Genomic DNA, 18,814 nt, shown 5'->3' with positions numbered 1-18,814 from the left:
TTGGCTCCAGCGCTGGGATCAGTTGCAGATCACGAGTCCCGAGACCCAGGACTTGCTCGGGTCGGACTTGTTCCCGCTGGAGTCCTTCATGGAGATCGCGCTGTTGACAAGGACGCCGTAGGTTCCTGGATCCGAAACGGCACTGACGGCGGTCACCGAGGTTGCCAGTTCTATGGCCAGAACGTGGTGGTCGGACCCGCTGTACGACACGTCGAAGCCCTGGACCAGCGTGGCGAATACCGGGCTGGTACTCCTGCTGGCCAAGGTGCCGGTGAGCAGGCCGGATTGCGAGTTGAAGGCGGTGGTGCTGAAGAAGCCGGCGCTCTGGTAGCTGCCGTTTTCGGCGATCACGCCCGCGTCCAGGGTGGGATTGACGACGCTGCGCCCGCCACCGTCAACCATGGTCGCCTGGCCGGTCACGGTGGCCGAGGTTCCGCTGGTCGTGGTCGAGGTGATCCCCACGCTGATGTGGATGTCCTTGACATGGTGGTCGACATCGCTGCCGTAGCTCATGTTGAAACCCGAGACCACGGCCGCCTTGAAGACGGGATTCAACGGAAGATCGTTGACGGGGGTTCCCTGCTGCCCGCTGGGAATCCCGTTCACGTTGGACAGCAGCAGGCCCGGCTGGGCATCTTTGGTATTGGCCAGCAACACCACGTCGATGTACGACTTGCTGTTGTCCAGGCCACGCCCTCCGTTGTCGACCATGATTCCCTTGGCCAGGACACTCACCACGTTGGGGCTGGGCTGGTTGACCTGCAGGTCGATGATCAGGTCGCGGATATGCTCGTCGTTGCCGGAGCGTTCGAAATTGAATCCGGACATGCCGACCATGTAGTTGAGGACCGGGTCGTCGAAGTTGAAGTACGCGACCGTGCCGACTTTGACTCTGGACTGCGCTTGGATGTTGAAGGCCATGGATGTTCCTCTTGGGTTTGGACGCCTCGGTCCACATGCTTGTTTTCACTATGGGGTGATGGGCGCGCGGAAGAAGGCGTCCGCTGCCTGCGTATCGCCATGAGGCACGGCGGCCTTCATGCGATGGCGCGATAATATTTTTTGAGGAGGCGGATATTTCTCTCAAAAACTCTCACCTATGAGAGCGCTGCGCGCGCTCGATCGGATTGCGCCAATGGCCACGCGCGCGGCGGAGCATCCTCAAAATTTCCAGGGGGGAAGCAATTCGTGATTTCTTCTTTGCCGTCAAGAGCCGGCTACACGGTCTCGCTGGTGGAAGACGAACCGGTGCTGCGCGAGGAGATGGCGTTCCAGTTGCGGCATCTCGGGTTCAAGGTCGAGCCCTTCGAGAGCGCCGCGCAGTTCTATCGGCACTTGGCGGTGGCGCCCAGCACTATCGCCGTACTCGACATCGGGTTGCCTGCCGAAGACGGCTTGGCGATCTGCCGGCATTTGCGCGAACACGACAACCAGATGGGGATCGTGTTCGTGACGGCCCATGGCTTGCGGAAAGATCGCCTGTGCGGCCTGAGCGCAGGGGCCGATGCCTACCTGACAAAGCCGGTCGACATGGAGGAACTGGTCTTGATTCTGGAGCGCCTGGCATTGCGCTGCGCCAGCCGGCCAGACGCAACGAGCGTGCCTCTATCCGAAAAACGCGCCGGCGCCTGGTGGCTGGATCTGGGGTCGGCGCTACTGGTTGCGCCGAACGACGTCAGGTTCCGCGTGACCGCCAACGAAAGCATCTTCCTGCAAAAACTGATGCACAAAGCCGGCGTCACTTGCACGCATGTCGAACTGGCCGCGGCGATCGGCATCTACCCGGACGACCTCGACAAGCACCGCGTCGAGGTCATCATCAGCCGACTGCGCGGCAAGGTGGAGCGCGCGGCCGGCGCGCCACTTCCGGTCCGCGCGGTACGCGGCGTCGGGTATTGCTGGAGCGAGACCGCGGTAGAACACGTCGCGCGTTGAGCTCTCTGCGGCGGGCACGAGCGGGTCCGAACTGGAAAACACGTTGAGGGACCAAGCCTGCGCAAGGTACCGCTGCGCATCCAACGTGGCCCGGCCCGGTCGCCGTCAGTTTGCAGGCGAGACGGCCATTTCGGTCGGCGTCGTCTGAAAGGCGGTCTGCCGCCACAGCGTCCCCTCACGCACCCATACTTGAATCACTTGCGAATCGATCCGCACATGCTCACCGCCGATCTTGCGGATCGCCGTTAGCAATTGGCGGCCAGTCATCAAGGCCGCGTCCCCGAACACGCGAACTCGCAAGTCGCCGAAACGTTCGACCCTGGTGTAGTCGACCTTGAATCCGCCCGAGGCGAAGTAGCTCTCGAACGTGTCCACCTGGCCCTTGGCGTGGACATGGATCAGGTCTGGATGTAGCAGCTGCTTGAGCCTCTCGCGATCGCCCGCCATCATCGCGGCGCACCGCTCTTGCTCGAGACGGACAAGCGTTTCTGACGCCCGGTCAGCTGAATCTTCATGCATGGTGACTCCTGGTTTTCCCCAATGAGACGGGGCAAAGTGTTTCTTGTGTGCTTGCTCATTTTATGCATAATTCTGGTTCTATGCATCATATGCTTCGCATGCACAAAGCGCCCGAGCCCGGAATCTTCCCCTCGGGCGACTGCGCGGCCGCCGGACCGACACCCCCCTTCAACAAACGCCCGGATGGTCCGGGCAAAGGAAGTCACATGCTCTCGAACACCCTCCTGAAGTGCATCCTGTCCCTCGGGCTGGCAGCCGCCACGCTCATGCCCGTGTCCGCGCAGGAGCCGCCCGTGCGCATCGGCTACGCCATCTCGCGCAGCGGCCCCTTCGCCGCCGGCGCGCAGACCACGCAGGAGCCCAACTACATCCTCTGGGCCGAACAGGTCAACGCCGCCGGCGGCCTGAACGTGCAGGGCAAGCGCCGCAAGATCGAGCTGGTCGGCATCGACGACCGCAGCGACGTCGAGACGATGATGCGCAGCTACGAGAAGCTGATGGGCAGCGACAAGGTCGACCTGGTGCTGCCGCCCTGGGGCACGGGCAACAACTTCGCGGTGATGCCGCTACTGGCCAAGCACGGCTATCCGGTGATCTCGCCAACCGCCACCGGCCGCTCGCTGCTGGAGATGAAGAACCAGTTCTTCTTCCCGATCCTGCAGCAGCCCGACCGGCTGATGGTTGCGCTGGCCGACATGCTGGCGGCGCAGGGCGTGAAGACCGCGGCCGCCATCCATGTGGACGAAATGTTCGGCCTGGAGAACACGCGCGCGCTGGAAGAAGCGCTGAAGGCCAAGGGCATCCGCCTGCTGGAAAACAAGAGCTACCCGATCGGCGTGAAGGACCTCGCGCCCGTCCTCAACGAACTGAAGGCCAAGAACCCGGATGCCTTCATCGGCATCACCTACCCGCCCGATACCTTCCTCGTCACCGCGCAGGCCAAGCAGGTAGGCTTCAACCCCAAGGTGTTCTATGCCGCCGTCGGCACCTCCTTCCCCGCATACCGCGACCGCATGACGCCAGCCACGGTGGAAGGCGTGATGGGCATCGGCTCCTGGAATGCCAAGTCCAACGCGGCCTCCAAGGCCTACTTCGATGCCCACGTCGCGAAGTTCCAGAAGGAGCCCGACTCGTGGGCCGGCGCGCACGCCTGGGCCTCGCTGCAGATCCTGCAGAAGGCGATCGAGACGGCCGGCCTGGACCGCAAGAAGATCCGCGACTACATCGCCAACACCGAGCACGACACCCTGATCGGCAAGGTGCGCTTCAAGGACGGCGAGAACGTCTCCACCCCAGGCATGGTGATGCAGTGGCAACGCGGCAGCTTCGAGGTGGTCTGGCCCAAGGACCGCGCAACGGCGACCGCCGTAGTCCCCAAGCCAGAGTGGAAGTGACCGCCTGAGCGGACCCCACATGACTCACATCATCGAGCTGATCGCGGGGGGCCTCATCGTCGGCGGCATCTATGCCGTGGTGGCGATGGGCCTGAACCTGCAGTACGGGCTGATGCGCATCATGAACATCTCGCACGGCGAGTTCCTGATGGTCGGCGCCTATCTCACCTGGCTCGGCCACACCATGCTGGGGCTTAACCCGCTGGCCACGCTGCCGCTGGTGGCCGCCGCGCTCTTTCTCGGCGGCCTGGGCATCTACGCGCTCTGCTTCCGCCGCGTGGTGCGCGAAGCCCCCAGTGTGGAGATCATCGAATCGCGCAGCCTGCTCATCGGCTTCGGCCTGATGTTCCTGGTGCAGAACGCCGCCCTGCTGATCTGGGGCGCGGACCTGCGCGGCTACTCCTTCCTGTCGGATTCGGTGCAGGTGGCCGGCGCGCGCTTCGGGGCCAACCGCCTGCTGGTGTTCGGCTTCGCCATCGCCGCCAGCCTGGCGTTGCTGGGGGTGTTGCGCTACACGTTGCTGGGCAAGTCCGTGCGCGCCATGATGCAGTCACCAGTGGGCGCGCAACTGGTCGGCATCGACACGCGGGTGCTGCACCCGGTGGTGTTCGGCGCCGGCCTCGCCCTGGCCGGCGTCGCCGGCTCCCTGATCTCCATGGTGTACGAGCTCAGCCCCTCGATGGGCGAGCCCTACACCGTGACGGCCCTCATCGTGATCACCCTCGGCGGGCTCGGTAGCGCCATGGGCTGCCTGGTCGGCGGCCTGCTGCTGGGCCTGGTCGAGGCGCTCGGCATGTACTTCTTCAGTCCCTCCATCAAGATGCTGCTCTCCTACGCCGTGTTCATCACGGTCCTCCTGGCACGCCCACAAGGCCTGTTCGCGCGATGAATACCCGCCGCCCCTTTCTTGCGCTGGCCGCGGCCGGCGTGCTGCTGGCACCGGCCCCCTGGCTGCTGCCCGACTTCTACCTGTCGCTCGCGCTGACCTGCCTGATGTACGCAGGCCTGACCACCAGCTGGGCCCTGTTCTGCGGGCCCACGCGCTATCTCTCGCTGGCCACCTCCGCCTTCTTCGGCATCGGCGCCTACGCAACCGCGTGGGGGATCGGCAGCTTGCCCTACCCCGTGGTCGTGCTGCTGGGAGGCGTGTTCGCCGCCGCGTTCGCGGCGCTGGTGGGCGCGGCCGTGTTGCATTTGCGAGGCGCCTATTTCGCCGTCATCACCTTTGGCCTGGGTGAGTTGGTGCGCCATGGCATCACCGCCTTCGAGAAGAGCTACTTCAAGAAGGCCGGCCGCGTGCTGACCCAGGTGCCGGATTCCGAGATCGTGTACCTCACCGTACTGGTGGTCGCCTTGGTCACCGTGGCCGTGGCGCTCGTCGTTCGCGGCAGCCGTTTCGGCCGCGCGCTCTCCGCCATCGGCGCCGACGAGCAGCGAGCCCAGACGCTCGGCGCCAACACCCGCCGCATCAAGATCGCCGGCTATTCGCTCTCTGCGTTCTTCGCCGGTGCGCTGGGCGCGGCCATCGCCGTGCGCTGGACCTACCTGGACCCCTCGACCGTGTTCAACCCCTTCATCGGCTTCCAGACAGTGCTGATCGCCATGGTGGGCGGCGCGCACTCGATCGTGGGCGTGCTGGCCTCGTCGTTCATCTTCAGCCTGCTCACGGAGTTCCTGCGCCTGAAGTTCCCCTACGCCTTTCTCATCATGCTGGGCTTCATCCTGATCCTGCTGGTGCTGTACCTGCCCGGCGGCCTGGCGCAGCTGTGGGAGCGTCGCAAGGCGCGAAGCGCGAAAGCCGAGGAGCCCGTCCATGTCTGAGATCCTTATCGCTGCGCCGTCCGCGGCGACCTCCGCGGCAGGCGGCCCCGCAGCTCCCTCTGCCGACCCTCGCGTCGTGCTGTCCGCGCGCGATGTCAGCGTGCGCTTCGGCGGCCTCACCGCTGTCGATGCCGTTTCGCTCGACGTGCGCGAGCGCGAACTGGTCGGCGTGATCGGGCCCAACGGGGCCGGCAAGACAACCTTCTTTCACACACTCTCGGGCGTGCTGGCGCCCACTGAAGGGCAACTGCTCGTCTCGGGAGACGACCTCACGGGCGCACCCGCCCACCGGTTCGCCATGCATGGCGTGGCTCGCACCTTCCAGACGCCGCGCGTGTTCCGCGAGATGAGCGCGCGCGAGAACGTGCAGTTCGGCCTGGACCATGCCGGACGAGGGCGGCCCCACGCGCATGACGCCTTCGACGACGCGCGCTCCATCCTCGCCTTCCTGGGCCTGGGCTCGTTCGCCGAGACGCCGGCGGGGGCGCTGACGCCCTCGCGCCAGCGTCTGCTGGAGATCGGCATGGCGCTCGGTGCACGTCCCCGCGCACTGCTGCTGGACGAAGTGGCCGCGGGCCTGACCGAGGCCGAGATCGAATCGACGGCGCAGCTGATCAGGCGATTGCGCGATGACCTGGGCCTGGCCGTGATCTGGATCGAACACGCGGTGCGCGTCTTGATGGACTGCGTTGAGCGCGTGGTCGTGCTGCACCAGGGCCGCAAGATGGCCGACGGCACGCCCGCCGAAGTGGCGCGCGACCCGGCCGTGATCGAAGCGTACCTGGGCCAGGAAGTGGCTTGATCTGAAAACCAACTGACATGACAGCAAACCTCACCATCCGAAAACTTCGCGCCGGCTATGGCGGTGTTCACGTCCTGCACGGCATCGATCTGGATGTGCCCGCGGGCCAGCTCACGGTCGTGGTCGGTCCCAACGGCGCCGGCAAGTCGACGTTGCTCAAGACGCTTTCGGGCTTGATGCCGCACGAAGGCGAAGTGCGCTATTGCGGCGCGCCACTACCGGCCTCGCCCGCGGGCATCGTCAAAGCCGGTCTCGCCCACGTGCCCGAAGGGCGTCTGTTGTTCGCGCAAATGACAGTGGAAGACAACCTCGAACTCGGCGCTTACCTGCGTCCGGCCGCCGAACGCGGCGAACGAATGGAAAACGTGTTCGATCTCTTCCCCAAGCTGCGCGCGCGCAGACGCCAACTGGCCGGCACGATGTCAGGCGGCGAGCAGCAGATGCTGGCCGTGGGACGCGCGCTGATGGGTCAGCCCCAGTTGCTGATGCTCGACGAGACATCGCTGGGCCTGGCGCCCAAGATGGTCGACGAGTTGCTGGCCATCGTGCGCCGCGTCTGCGACGAGGGCGTCACCGTGCTGTTGGTCGAACAGAACGTCGGCAAAGCCCTGGCCGTGGGCGACCGGGCCTACGTCATGGAGCGGGGCCGCGTGGTGATGCAGGGCTCGGCACGGGAGGTGCTGGAATCTGAACACCTGCGCGCCGCTTACCTGGGTGTTCACGCCGCACCGGCAGCGATCGCCGCGTGAGATTGGGAGCCGGTGAATCGGCTCCCCTGATCAGGCTTGTGGGCTCTGGCCGATCGACTTGAGCACCGTTTCAACACTGCGCTGGGTGCCCTGGATATGCTCTGCGAGCAACGCGCACGCGATCTTGGCGTCGCGCTTGAGCGTGGCCTCCATGATCTTCTTGTGTTCGTTCGACTTGCGCCGCGAAGTCTTGCGGTAGCGGGCGGAGTAGCGGCGGTAACGCTCGGCCTGGTCGAACAGACTGAGGCTCCAATTGCGCTGGCGCTCCGACGGGCATGCGGCCAGCAGGGATGCATGGAACTCGCGATGGAGCGCGCTCCATTCCTCGTCCAGGATCAGCGGTCCTTCGCCCAGCCGCGATTCAACCTTCTCCAGCCGGTAATAGGCCGAGACGATGGCCGCCTCCCAATGGTCGTGGCCGTGCTGCATGGATTCCGCAAGCGCCTGCACGTCCAGCATCAGGCGCATGCGCGTGATGTCCGCGAGGTCCTCCGCGGTAATCGACGCGACCCGGAAACCGCGGCGCTCGTCCGCGCGTACCAAGCCCTCCTGCGCCAGGCGGCTGAGCGCCTCGCGCAGCGGGCTGCTGGAAAAACCATAGGCTTCCTGGAGTTCTTCCACTTTCAGCTTCGTTCCGGCGGCAAGCGTTCCTGTCAGGACATCTTTGCGCAAACGGCTGAATGCCTGTTCGACGAGTGGCGGACTGTCGGCCATGGATGACTGCTTTCTCTGCGTTTTCATATTTTATGCACAGAATCGCCGCCGCGCCCGCGCCGGGGCGGTCAGCGCCGTGCCGCGCCAATCAGGACGAACAGCATCGTGGCCGGCTTGTCGGTCTTGTTGCGCCAGGCGTGCCGAGTGCCATGCTGCACGCAAATGTCGTGGCGCCGCAGCACGACTTCCTTGCCGCCGTCCAGTTCCAGCGTGATCTCGCCGTCCAGCACGACGTCGTAGTCGATGCTGTCGGTGGTGTGCATGCCGGGCGCTTCCATCTCGAACCGCTCCGCCAGGCCGGGTGCGTTCTGCCCGAACTCGGCACCGAACGCCGCCGGATCGAAGTCGGCGCGCATCATCACCGAGTCGGGAGGAAAGGTCACCGTCATCAGCCGGGTTTCCCCCGGGCCGGGGACGAAGTTCACCTCCGGGGTGGCGTCGACCGCCGGCACCGCGGCGCCCACCGCCGGCGCCGCCGGGGTGGACCACAGCAGCGCCGAGGCGAAGCCGGGAACGCTGCGGTATTCCACGGCGCGCGGGGCGGCGCCGTCCGATTGCACCTGGCTCTTGCCGCCGGCGCCGTTGTTCACGACCACGCGTCTGACTTTCATGGTGGTTTCCTTCTCGGTTCAGGGTTGGATGACGAAATTGCTGAAGCCGCCGTTGCGCTGGGCGATGCCCGAGATGGCCTCATTGACATTGTCCAGCGGGCTGCACACATGCTCCAGGACGGACAGGTCCAGCGTGCCCGCTTCCGCCATGTCCGCCATGTCCTGGCCCTCGGCGGCGGTGAACCAGGCCGAGCCTTCGATGCTCTGCTGGTCGTCCATCATGGTGTGCAGGTCCATGCCCACCATGCCCATGATCGCTCCGATGTTGACGGCCCGGCCGCCGCGCCCCAGTGCGCGCACGCCCTGCTGCATCGTCTCGTGCTTGGCCCCGGGGCCGGTCGCGTCGATGAACACGTCCACGCCCAGGCCGTTGGTCCTGCTCTTCGCCCAGGTGTCGATCGGCTCGTTGTCGGTGACCGAGAACACCTCGATGCGGTCCGGCGCCAGTGCCTTGACCTTTTCCAGAAGACCCTTGTCGCGCCCGGTGCCCAGGATCTTCGTGACGCCCATGGCCAGGCCGAACAGCGCGCCGCCGATGCCCAGCGTGCCGCTGATGCCGTTGACCAGCATGCTCTTGCCCGGGCCCAGGTTCGTCTTGCGCATGGCCGAGTACATCGTGCCAAGATAGCCGAAGCGCGCCGCCTGCTCGTACGTCACGTTGTCGGGCAATTTCACCAGCGCGTACTGGGGCGCGGTCATGTACTCGGCCAGGCCGCCGCCGGGGTAGTTCTCGTACAGCTTGAGCGAGTTCTGCGAGAAGCCGAAGTAGCCGCGGAAGGCGTAGTGAGTGCAGTTGATCAGGTCGCCCTTGCGGCAGGCGCGGCAGCCGCCGCAGTACAAGCCGGGGTTGACGTAGACGCGGTCGCCCGGCTTCCACGTGTGCACATGCGAGCCCACCGCCACGATCTCGCCGGCCGGGTCCAGGCCGAAGATCGCCGGCAGCGGCGGCAGCGGCAGCTCGGGGAACCAGGTGGTCCAGTTCGCCAGGATGTTGCCCAGGTTGGGCACGATGCCGCAGGCGCGCACGCGCACCAGCACGTCGTGCGACCCCGGCGTCGGGACCGGCACTTGCTCAATCTTCATGGTGTCGCCGACCTTGTGCAGGCGGGCCGCTTTCATCATCGAGGTCATCGTAGCTCCTTTGTGCATAGAAAGATATTTATGCACAGTTTAGGCAGGGAACGTATCACCGCCATCAGTGTAAACCCGATGCGCAAAATCATTTCTTGCGCACAAACTGTCTTTTATGCACAAATGCTGATTGGCGGCCGTGTGCTATCCGCCTGGAGCTTCAGGCTCCGGCATGACGTGGTTCCCACCATCCAAGACGAGGTGAAACATGGCGATCTCCCACATGGCTATATCCCCCATGGCTATCTCCCGGCGCGACCTGATCATTTCATTGGGCGCGGCAAGCGTCGCGATGCCCGCCGCGGTGCTGGCGCAACCGCCCGCGCAGGGCGCCCCCTCCGACCGGGAAGTCCTGATCGGCCGCACCACGCCCGCCAGTTCGCCCTTCAGCGAGATGGCCCGGCAGCGGCGCACCGGCGCCGACGCCTGCATCGCGAAGCTGAACGCAGCCGGCGGCGTGCACGGCCGGCGGGTGAAGATCATCGATCGGGATGATGGCTACCAGGCCGAGAAAGCATCGATCGCTGTCAAGGAATTGCTGGACCAGGAAGGTGTGTTCGCGATGCTGGGTGCCTTCGGCACGCCGACCTTGCCGGTGGTGATGGCCAGGACCGAAGAGGCCGGTGTGCCGCTGATCGGCGCGGGCAGTCTGTCGAACGAAGCGCGCCACCCGTTCAAGCGCCATGTGTTCCCGGTGCGCGCCGCGTCCGTGGCCGAAACCGCCCATGCGATCAAGCACCAGCGCACGCTGGCGGTCGAACGCTTTGCCATCGTCTCCAGCAAGGAGGCCTACGGTCCGGCCGGGGCGAATGCTTTTGCGGCGTCGCTGCAATCGGCCGGGCTGAAGCCGGTGGAAACAATCGCGTTTTCGGCGAGTGACGATGCGCGAGCCGTCGCCGACAGGCTGCGGGCCAGCGGCGCCCAGGCACTGCTGGTGTCCGTCCTGCCTAAGCCCTTTTCGGCAGTGCTGTCGCATTACCGGAAGATGGGAGGGGCCGCGCAGGTCATCGGCTTTTCCGCCATTCGCATCGAAGACCTGGTCGAATCGCTCGGGCCGATGGCCGTCGGTGTCGGCTTGTCGCAACCGGTGCCGGTCCCCACGCGAACCACGGTACCGCTGGTCAAGGCGTATCACGCCGCCCTCGCGGCCCATGACGGTCAGGCCACACCTTCGTACCATGGGCTGGAGGGGTACCTGGAAGCCCTCGTCATGGTGGAAGGGCTGCGCCGCGCCGGACGCAATCTCAGCAGGGAGCGGCTGGTGAGCGCGCTCGAGTCGATGACCGGCCATGACTTTGGCGGTGTCCTGGTGAAGTACGGCCCCAACGATCGCACCGGTTCGGCCTTCGTCGACATCGTGATGCTGAACGCCAAGGGCGGCGTCGTGTACTAGCGTCCGGTCCCCCAAGTGCCCCCGCACACCGAACGGTTACTCGGTTGTCATGCCGGTCTCGATCCGGCATCCATGGCGGGGCGGGATCGGAGCGGCGGGGCACTCTGCGCTGCGAATGTCCCCCGTCGCGGCAAGCCGCTCCCTCCTCCTTTATTTCGCTGCGCAGAGCGCCCCACCACCCCGATCCGGGAAGGTTGTTGGTATTAGGCCGTCGCGCGCCAACTTGGTCTCCCATGGATGCCGGGTGGCCGATGCGGCGAAATAAAGGAGGAGGGAGGCCGCAGGCCGACGGGGGACATTCGCTGCATCGGCCACCCGGCGTCCATGGCTGCGCACACGGTCGCTGTGCAGCGCTTCGACGCGACGCGCACACTACCCGGCCCCGTTGACGGCCTGCTCGCGCCGGATCAATCGCTCGAGCGCCGTCATCTGGTCTCCGATGAACTTGAGGGTCGTCTCATCGACCAGTTTGCCCTCGTCATCGAACTTGGCCTTGGCGTTGCCGATGAAGATCTCGGGCTTCAGGAGCACCTGGGCATCCAGGAATTGCAGGATGCGCCGCAGGTCGTATTGCATGCGCGCCGTGCCCACCGGCCCTGTGGCTGCGCCCATGATGGCCACCGGTTTTCCCTTGAACGGTTGCCTCGGCAGGCGGGAGAGCCAGTCCAGCGCGTTCTTCAGGCCGCCCGGCACGCTGAAGTTGTATTCGGGACTGCAGATGAGCACCGCATCGGCTTGCGCGATGGCGTCGCCCAGCGCCAGGACTGCGCTCGGCCAGGCTCGTTCCTGCTCGTCCGCGCAGTAGATGGGAATCTCCACGAACGAGGCGACGCGCAGATTCATTCCCGCCGGCATGAGCTGCCCTGCGGCCTGCAGGGCGGACCGGTTGTAGGAAGCGGCGCGAAGGCTGCCGCACAGCCCCGCCACCTCGAGTTGTCCAGGATCAGTCATTCTCATTTCTCCGCAAATTTGTATTTGTGCGCAATCTCTTTTTTATGCATAATAATCCCAACACCTCGACTTGTCACCCAACCTGGAGCAGATACATGAAGCTGATTTCTTTCAAATACAAAGGGCGCGAGTCCTGGGGCGCCGTTGCCGGCGACCGCGTGCTCGACCTGGCGGCGGCCACGGGCTGCGCCACCCTGGCGGACTTCATTGCCAGCCCGTCATTCGGTGAGCGCAACGCGGTCGTGGCCGGCGCCGCGCCGGGGCCTCTGCTGGCGGACGTGGAACTGCTGCCGCCCATCCCGCGTTCCGAGAAGATCATCTGCGCCGTGCGCAACTACATGGACCACCATCAGGAGGTGCTGGCTGCCGGTATGCACCGCGAGCTGTCCGAGTTCCCGCCGATCTTCCTGCGCGTGTGGCGCTCGCAAGTGGCGCATGGCGAGCCAGTCGTGCGCCCGCGGGTCTCCGAATCGCTGGACTGGGAAGGCGAACTCGCCGTCATCATCGGCAAGCCCGGTCGCGACATCCCGGAAGCCGATGCCTGGAAGCACGTCGCCGGCTATAGCTGCTACAACGACGTCAGCGTCCGCGAATGGCAGTTCCACGCCAAGCAGATCGCCTCCGGCAAGAACTTCGAAGGCACGGGTGCCTTCGGTCCCTGGATGGTGACCGCCGACGAGATCGAACCGGGCCGCGTGCTGAAGCTGCAGACGCGGCTGAACGGGGAAGTGGTGCAGAACAGCGACACCAGTCACCTGATCTTCTCCATCCCGTGCCTGATCAACTATGCCTCCACCATCTTCACGCTGGTGCCGGGCGACGTCATCGTCACCGGCACGCCGGCCGGTGTGGGCTGGAGCAAGAAGCCGCCGAAGTTCATGAAGCCCGGCGACGTGGTCGAGGTGGAACTCGAAGGCATCGGCGTGTTGCGCAACCCCGTCGTCGCGCAGGCCTGATCGGTCCGGGCCAAGGAAACCTCATGTCACCGATCGCCATCCGCAAGCGCAACCTCACGGTGGAAACCGTCTTCCACGAAGGCGGCCCGCCGCCGGCCCGGCCGCTGCGTCTGGCCGCGGCGAGCGCCGTCATCCGCAACCCGTACGCCGGACGCTATGAGCCGGACCTGCTGCCCTTCATGGCGGAACTTCGCGCGCTGGGCACGTCGCTCGCCGAGGAACTCGTCGCGGCCCTCGGCGGCAAGGACCAGGTAGAGGCCTACAGCAAGGCGGCGATCGTCGGCGTCAACGGGGAGCTCGAGCACGGGGCCGTGTGGCACGAAGCCGGAGGCTGGGCCATGCGCCAGGCACTGGGCGAACCCAAGGCCATCGTGCCGGCCGCGAAGTGCGTGGCCAACGCGGGCTACCGGCTGATGGTGCCCTTGCACTACATCCACGCCGCTTATGTGCGCAGCCACTTCAACAGCTTCGAAGTCGGCATCCAGGATGCACCGCGGCCCGACGAAATCCTGTTCGCACTGGTCATGGCCGACGGCGGGCGCATCCACTCGCGCCTGGGCGGTCTCGCCAAGGAACAAGTGTCGGTACACGACGGCCAGCGCTGAGAACACGGACTCTTCGTGCTTCACTGATTGCAAGAAAATGGATACTGAAACCGCCATGAACCAAGTCGACGTGATCATCACGGGCCTCGGCCCCACGGGCGCCACGCTCGCCGGGTTGCTGGGCCAGCGCGGCCTCAGCGTCGCCGTGTTCGACCGCCTGTCCGACCTCTTCCCCCTGCCCCGGGCCGCGGGCCTGGACCATGAGGTGATGCGGATCGCCCAGGAACTGAGAATCGCGGACCGCGTCGCCTCCCACGTCGCCCCTTACCGGGCCAGCGAATACCGCGGCACGCAAGGGCAACTCATCAAGCGGCTGGACTCCGCCCCGCCGCCGTTTCGCCTGGGGTGGGCGCCCAATTTCGTCTTCGAGCAACCGGCGTTCGAGCGTGCGCTGCGCGCGCGCCTGGCCGAGTTGCCGTCGGTGCGCGTCGAATGCAGCGCGGAAGTTGTCGCCGTGGGCCAGGACGAAGCTGGCGCCTGGGCAGATGTGCGCTTGGCCGGTGAGACTGCTACAACGCGTTGCCACGGCCGGTACCTGATCGGTTGCGACGGCGGTTCGAGCCCGGTGCGCAAGCAGCTGGGCATCGCGCTCGACGACCTGGGCTTCGACGAGCCCTGGCTGGTCGTCGATGCCATCGTCAACGACGACAAGCTGGCGGAGTTGCCGCAGACCCAGGTGCAGTACTGCGAGCCCGAACGGCCCTGCACTTACGTCGTCGGCGTGGGCAATCATCGCCGCTGGGAAATCATGCTCAACCCGGGTGAGAGTCTGTCCGCGGAATTCCCGGAAGAGGAGCTGTGGCCGCTGCTGCAGCGCTGGCTGAAGCCGGGTGAAGGCCGGCTCTGGCGTGCTGCCGCTTACCGCTTCCACGGGCTGGTCGCGAAGGAATGGCGGCAGCGGCGCATCCTGCTGGCCGGCGACTCGGTGCACATGACGCCGCCCTTCATGGCGCAAGGCATGGTGCAAGGCATGCGTGACGCACTGAACCTGGCCTGGAAGCTGGAGCGCGTGATCAAGCAAGGCGCGCCCGACGCTTTGCTGAACACTTACCAGCAGGAGCGCCGGCCCCACGTGACCGCCACCACGCTCGCGGCCATGGCACTGGGCCGCGTGATCTGCGAGCGCGACCCTGCCCGCGCGGCGGAGCGCGACGCCCGGTTGCTGGCGGAACAGGACGGCGTGGTGAAGACCACGATTCGCCAGAACCTGATCCCCGGCCTGGGCGACGGCCTCATCGCCTCCGCCACGCCGGGTGCGGGCACCATCCTGCCCCAACCCTTCGTTCACGCGTCGGGATTCGCCGGCCGGCTGGACGACCTCACCGGCCCAACTCTCCGCGTCGTTGCCGTCGAACCGCTGGCGCCCGCCGACAAAGCTGCACTGCTGGAAGCACTGATGCCGCTGGGCGGTGTGCTGGTGCAACTGGGCGCTCCCGAAGCAGGCGACGGCCCGCTCGTGAACGCCGTCGAAGACGAAGGCCTCATGGCCGCGTGGCTGAAGGGGCTGGGCCAGCGCATTGCGGTCGCTCGGCCCGACCACTACGTGTACGGCACGGCAGACTCCTCGACCGACGCGGTGGCCTTGCTCGAACAGTTCCGCGACCGGCTTCAACGCCCATGAAACGAAACTACATTGCCGGCGAATGGGTAGCCGGTGCCGGCGCACTCGCCAACGTCAACCCCAGCGATCTGTCGGACGTGATCGGCGAGTACGCGCAGGCCGACGAGGCACAAGCGCAAGCGGCCATAGAAGCAGCTGTCGCGGCCTTTCCTGCCTGGTCCACGTCGGGCATTCAACTGCGCGCCGATGTGCTGGAAAGAGTCGCGGCCGAACTGCTGGCTCGGCGGACCGAGCTGGGAGACCTGCTGGCGCGTGAGGAAGGCAAGACTTTGGCAGAGGCGACGGCCGAGGTCGCACGGGCCGGCCAGATCTTCCGCTTCTTCGCCGGCGAGGTGTTGCGGCTTTCCGGCGACCGGCTGGCCTCGGTGCGGCCCGGCATCGACATCGAGGTCACGCGTGAGCCCATCGGCGTCGTGGGGATCATCACACCCTGGAATTTTCCGATCGCTATTCCCGCATGGAAGATCGCACCGGCGCTGGCGTATGGCAATTGCGTGGTGTTCAAGCCGGCCGACCTGGTGCCGGGCTCGGCCTGGGCGCTGGCAGAAATTCTCAGCCGGGCGGGCCTGCCGCCCGGCGTTTTCAACCTGGTGATGGGGCCGGGCAGCCGCGTGGGCCAAGCAGTGATCGCGGATGCACGTGTCGATGCGCTCAGCTTCACCGATTCGGCCGAGACGGGCGCGCGCGTCATCAGTGCCGCAGCACCGCGGCGCGCCAAGCTTCAGCTCGAGATGGGCGGCAAGAACCCGCTGGTGGTGCTGGACGATGCCGACCTGGGGATCGCGGTCGAATGCGCGGTGCAAGGATCGTTCTACTCGACCGGGCAGCGCTGCACCGCTTCGAGCCGCCTGATCGTGCAAAAGGGCATCCTCGGCGAGTTTGTGCGCGCCATGCGCGAGCGCGTGGAAGCGCTGAAGGTTGGCGACGCGCGCCAGCCCGACACGCAGATCGGGCCGGTCGCAAGCCACGCGCAACTGGACATCGACCTGGAATACATCGCGCTGGGACGGCAGGAAGGCGCCCGCCTCCTGTGCGGCGGGCAGCGCATGAAGCGGGCCACCGATGGCTTTTATCTTGAGCCCGCGCTCTTCATCGACGCCACACCTGAAATGCGCATTTCGCGTGAGGAGATCTTCGGCCCGGTGGCCTGTGTGCTGTCCGCCGACAGCCACGAGCACGCGATCGCGCTAGCCAACGACACGCCGTTCGGGCTGACCGCCGGCATCTGCACGACGTCGTTGAAGCACGCCAGCCATTTCAAGCGGCACGCCCAGGCGGGCATGGTGATGGTCAATGTGCCGACAGCCGGTGTGGACTTCCACGTGCCATTCGGCGGCCGCAAGGCATCGAGCTACGGGCCGCGCGAACAGGGCCGCTACGCGGCCGAGTTCTTCACCACAGTCAAGACAGCCTACACGGCGGCCTGAGCCGCGAGCAAGGAGCAATCGAAATGAATACGAGCGCAGCACCCCAACTCTCCCACTTCGGAATCTTCGTCCACGATGTGGAGCGCATGGTGGCCTTCTACACCACCGTCTTCGGCCTCAAGGTCACCGACCGCGGCGTCGGCAAGACGTTCAAGAACACCCTGGTCTTCCTGAGCGGCCGGCCCGAGCAGCACCACCAACTGGTGATCGCATCGGGCCGACCCGCTGAAGCGACCTTCAGCACCGTGATGCAGCTTTCGTTCATCGTGCAACGCATCGACGATCTGCGCGGTGTCCGCAAGGATGCGCTCGCGCTGGGCGCCTCGCAGATGCGAGGCCTCAACCATGGCAATGCGCTCTCCATCTACTTCTCGGACCCGGAAGGCAATACGGTAGAGGTCTATCTGGATACGCCCTGGTATGTCACCCAGCCGCATGGTGACCCGCTGGACCTGGAACTGGCGGACGAGCAGATCTGGCGAGAAACGGAGGCGATCTGCCGCGCCGACCCGACCTTCCTGCCTCGCGAGGAGTGGGCGCGGCAGTTCGCAGCCCAGGGCTGACCAGGCACCGAAAGAAGCGCGCGTTGCACCCGGCAAAGATGCCGACGCCGCACGCCGACTTCGTGCCCAGGGCTCTCGAGTCTCTTTCACGCTGATCGTCGGGGCCGGGCCCCGGCGGCGGAGGTACAGTCAGCGTTGATTCGCGAGGCAACTTTGAAAATTCAACCGACCTCGGCCATGCTGCCCTATTGGACACTGGCCGCGCCCGTGGCGGCCTGGCTCATCCTCGCGGGAACGCTCGCCGGCCTCGGCGGCTGGTATGCGCTACCCATGACGCTGGCGCTTCTTGCCAGCGTCATCGCTGCCGTGCATCACGCGGAGGTCGTGGCGCATCGCGTCGGCGAACCCTTCGGGACGCTGGTGCTGGCGGTAGCCGTTACCACGATCGAAGTGGGCCTGATCGTCTCGTTGATGGTCTCAGGCGGCGCGGCAACGGCGGCGCTGGCGCGCGATACCGTGTTTGCCGCGGTCATGATCATCCTCAACGGCATGGTCGGCCTGTGCCTGCTGCTCGGAAGCCAACGGCACGGCGAGCAAACCTTCACGCTCACGGGGGTCAGCGCTTCGCTGGCCACGCTGGCCGCCATCGTCGTCCTGACGCTGGTGCTGCCAAACTACACGCTCACCACGCCGGGGCCGATGTACAGCGGCAGCCAGTTGGGCTTCATCGCGTTCGTCTCGCTCGCTCTGTACGGCACCTTCCTGCTGGTGCAGACCGTGCGGCATCGCGACTACTTCCTTCCGGCCGGCGGCGCCGGCGGCCCCGACAGCCACGCGAACCCGCCGTCGCGTCGCACGGCATTCACCAGCGGCGGGCTGCTCGCCGTCTCGTTGGCAGCCGTCGTGCTCTTGGGAAAGGCGCTCGCGCCTTCCATCGGGCACGCCGTCGCGGCAGCGGGTGCGCCGCAAGCGCTGGTGGGCATCATCATCGCGCTGGTGGTGCTGCTGCCCGAGAGCCTGGCCGCCGTGCGCGCCGCGCGCGCCAACCGGTTGCAGACCAGCCTGAACCTCGCACTGGGATCGGCCCTGGCGAGCATCGGCTTGACGATCCCGGCCGTGGCCATCGTGTCGCTGGTGACCGGATGGACGCTGCTGCTGGGCATAGACGCCAAGTCCACGGTGCTGCTCGTGCTGTCGCTCATGGTCGCGACCCTGTCGCTGAGCACCGGCCGCACGACGGTGCTGCAAGGTGTCGTCCACCTCGTGATCTTCGCGGTCTACGTGTTCATCACGGTCGTGCCCTGATTCGAGGGCATTCAGTGCTTGATCGCGGCCGCCACGAGAAGACCGCCGACGCCTACGAAGCGCTGCTGCCCTGGCGGATCAAGCTGCCCGCCTGAGTGCGGCGGCGCACGGCGTGCATCACGCGGGCGCAGTGGTCACCCGAGTTCCTTGCCACGAGTTGCGCAGCCACGCAAGAGGCGTGGTTGATTGATCGCTTAAGAGAAAGCCCCGTCATTGCTGGCGGGTTTTTTACTGGTGTTGAAGAGTGGTGGCGCAAAGCAAAACGCCCAGCATTTCTGCTGGGCGTATGCCGGTTTTAATAGCCTGACGATGTCCTACTTTCACACGGGAACCCGCACTATCATCGGCGCTGAGTCGTTTCACTGTCCTGTTCGGGA

At 65.9% G+C, this 18,814-nt stretch carries 19 protein-coding genes; 13 read left to right on the top strand and 6 right to left on the bottom strand.

What is annotated here, in order from left to right; translation table 11 throughout:
- Positions 1 to 18 precede the first annotated feature (18 nt).
- Complete coding sequence (locus EEB15_RS14990) at positions 19 to 921, bottom strand: hypothetical protein (RefSeq protein WP_141510680.1); 903 nt, start codon at positions 919 to 921, stop codon at positions 19 to 21.
- A 267-nt stretch (positions 922 to 1,188) separates the two neighbouring features.
- Here EEB15_RS14990 and EEB15_RS14985 point away from each other — a divergent pair, with 267 nt between their 5' ends.
- Positions 1,189 to 1,935: a response regulator transcription factor gene (locus tag EEB15_RS14985; RefSeq protein WP_141510679.1), complete on the top strand. Its 747-nt coding sequence runs from the start codon at positions 1,189 to 1,191 to the stop codon at positions 1,933 to 1,935.
- A 105-nt stretch (positions 1,936 to 2,040) separates the two neighbouring features.
- Here the strand turns inward: EEB15_RS14985 and EEB15_RS14980 are convergent, their stop codons facing one another.
- Positions 2,041 to 2,454 (bottom strand): nuclear transport factor 2 family protein, encoded by a 414-nt coding sequence (locus tag EEB15_RS14980; RefSeq protein ID WP_141510678.1) that lies wholly within the window; start codon positions 2,452 to 2,454, stop codon positions 2,041 to 2,043.
- Between the two features lie 206 nt (positions 2,455 to 2,660).
- On the opposite strand from EEB15_RS14980, the gene EEB15_RS14975 reads away from it, so the two are divergent.
- From EEB15_RS14975 to EEB15_RS14955, 5 genes are read left to right on the top strand one after another with little or no spacing between them, the layout of a single operon-like run.
- Positions 2,661 to 3,848, top strand: coding sequence for an amino acid ABC transporter substrate-binding protein (locus tag EEB15_RS14975; RefSeq protein WP_141510677.1), 1,188 nt, complete (start codon positions 2,661 to 2,663; stop codon positions 3,846 to 3,848).
- Positions 3,849 to 3,867: 19 nt separating this feature from the next.
- Positions 3,868 to 4,737: a branched-chain amino acid ABC transporter permease gene (locus EEB15_RS14970; RefSeq protein WP_141510676.1), complete on the top strand. Its 870-nt coding sequence runs from the start codon at positions 3,868 to 3,870 to the stop codon at positions 4,735 to 4,737.
- A complete protein-coding gene (locus tag EEB15_RS14965; protein WP_141510675.1) occupies positions 4,734 to 5,669 on the top strand; it encodes a branched-chain amino acid ABC transporter permease in 936 nt (311 codons plus the stop codon). The genes EEB15_RS14970 and EEB15_RS14965 overlap by 4 nt, the downstream gene beginning before the upstream one ends.
- Positions 5,662 to 6,471 (top strand): ABC transporter ATP-binding protein, encoded by an 810-nt coding sequence (locus EEB15_RS14960; protein ID WP_141510674.1) that lies wholly within the window; start codon positions 5,662 to 5,664, stop codon positions 6,469 to 6,471. The genes EEB15_RS14965 and EEB15_RS14960 overlap by 8 nt, the downstream gene beginning before the upstream one ends.
- Positions 6,472 to 6,488: 17 nt before the next feature.
- Positions 6,489 to 7,220, top strand: a complete 732-nt coding sequence (locus EEB15_RS14955; protein ID WP_141510673.1) for an ABC transporter ATP-binding protein — start codon at positions 6,489 to 6,491, stop codon at positions 7,218 to 7,220.
- A 30-nt stretch (positions 7,221 to 7,250) separates the two neighbouring features.
- On the opposite strand, the gene EEB15_RS14950 is transcribed toward EEB15_RS14955, so the two are convergent.
- The 3 genes from EEB15_RS14950 to EEB15_RS14940 all read right to left on the bottom strand — a co-directional run bounded on the left by EEB15_RS14950 (position 7,251) and on the right by EEB15_RS14940 (position 9,676).
- Positions 7,251 to 7,934, bottom strand: a complete 684-nt coding sequence (locus tag EEB15_RS14950; RefSeq protein WP_141510672.1) for a GntR family transcriptional regulator — start codon at positions 7,932 to 7,934, stop codon at positions 7,251 to 7,253.
- 68 nt (positions 7,935 to 8,002) lie between these two features.
- A complete protein-coding gene (locus EEB15_RS14945) occupies positions 8,003 to 8,545 on the bottom strand; it encodes a cupin domain-containing protein (protein ID WP_141510671.1) in 543 nt (180 codons plus the stop codon).
- Positions 8,546 to 8,563: 18 nt separating this feature from the next.
- Positions 8,564 to 9,676, bottom strand: coding sequence for an alcohol dehydrogenase catalytic domain-containing protein (locus EEB15_RS14940; RefSeq protein ID WP_141510670.1), 1,113 nt, complete (start codon positions 9,674 to 9,676; stop codon positions 8,564 to 8,566).
- Positions 9,677 to 9,899: 223 nt separating this feature from the next.
- Here EEB15_RS14940 and EEB15_RS14935 point away from each other — a divergent pair, with 223 nt between their 5' ends.
- Positions 9,900 to 11,069 carry an ABC transporter substrate-binding protein gene (locus EEB15_RS14935; RefSeq protein ID WP_158290117.1) on the top strand — a complete coding sequence of 390 codons (1,170 nt, stop codon included), beginning with the start codon at positions 9,900 to 9,902 and terminating at the stop codon, positions 11,067 to 11,069.
- 372 nt (positions 11,070 to 11,441) lie between these two features.
- On the opposite strand, the gene EEB15_RS14930 is transcribed toward EEB15_RS14935, so the two are convergent.
- On the bottom strand, positions 11,442 to 12,020 hold the full coding sequence (locus EEB15_RS14930; protein ID WP_141510668.1) for an NADPH-dependent FMN reductase: 579 nt from the start codon (positions 12,018 to 12,020) through the stop codon (positions 11,442 to 11,444).
- A 95-nt stretch (positions 12,021 to 12,115) separates the two neighbouring features.
- Between EEB15_RS14930 and EEB15_RS14925 the strand changes: the two genes are divergently transcribed.
- The 6 genes from EEB15_RS14925 (at position 12,116) to EEB15_RS14900 (ending at position 18,437) form a co-directional block, all read left to right on the top strand.
- Positions 12,116 to 12,976, top strand: a complete 861-nt coding sequence (locus EEB15_RS14925) for a fumarylacetoacetate hydrolase family protein (protein ID WP_141510667.1) — start codon at positions 12,116 to 12,118, stop codon at positions 12,974 to 12,976.
- Between the two features lie 23 nt (positions 12,977 to 12,999).
- A complete protein-coding gene (locus EEB15_RS14920) occupies positions 13,000 to 13,581 on the top strand; it encodes an amino acid synthesis family protein (RefSeq protein WP_141510666.1) in 582 nt (193 codons plus the stop codon).
- 55 nt (positions 13,582 to 13,636) lie between these two features.
- The gene (locus EEB15_RS14915) at positions 13,637 to 15,202 is read left to right on the top strand and encodes a bifunctional 3-(3-hydroxy-phenyl)propionate/3-hydroxycinnamic acid hydroxylase (protein WP_141510665.1); all 1,566 of its coding nucleotides are present in this window, start codon (positions 13,637 to 13,639) and stop codon (positions 15,200 to 15,202) included.
- Positions 15,199 to 16,629, top strand: a complete 1,431-nt coding sequence (locus tag EEB15_RS14910; protein ID WP_141510664.1) for an aldehyde dehydrogenase family protein — start codon at positions 15,199 to 15,201, stop codon at positions 16,627 to 16,629. Before EEB15_RS14915 ends, EEB15_RS14910 begins: the two co-directional genes overlap by 4 nt.
- 23 nt (positions 16,630 to 16,652) lie before the next feature.
- Positions 16,653 to 17,192: a VOC family protein gene (locus tag EEB15_RS14905; protein ID WP_141510663.1), complete on the top strand. Its 540-nt coding sequence runs from the start codon at positions 16,653 to 16,655 to the stop codon at positions 17,190 to 17,192.
- A 177-nt stretch (positions 17,193 to 17,369) separates the two neighbouring features.
- Entirely contained in the window at positions 17,370 to 18,437 is a 1,068-nt protein-coding gene (locus tag EEB15_RS14900) for a calcium:proton antiporter (protein WP_199236539.1), read from the top strand.
- Positions 18,438 to 18,814: the final 377 nt, after the last annotated feature.

The organism is Ramlibacter sp. WS9, assembly GCF_003797765.1.
In the GTDB taxonomy this organism is placed as follows: Bacteria; Pseudomonadota; Gammaproteobacteria; order Burkholderiales; family Burkholderiaceae_C; genus Ramlibacter.
This window is presented reverse-complemented; position numbering and strand designations above follow the sequence as displayed.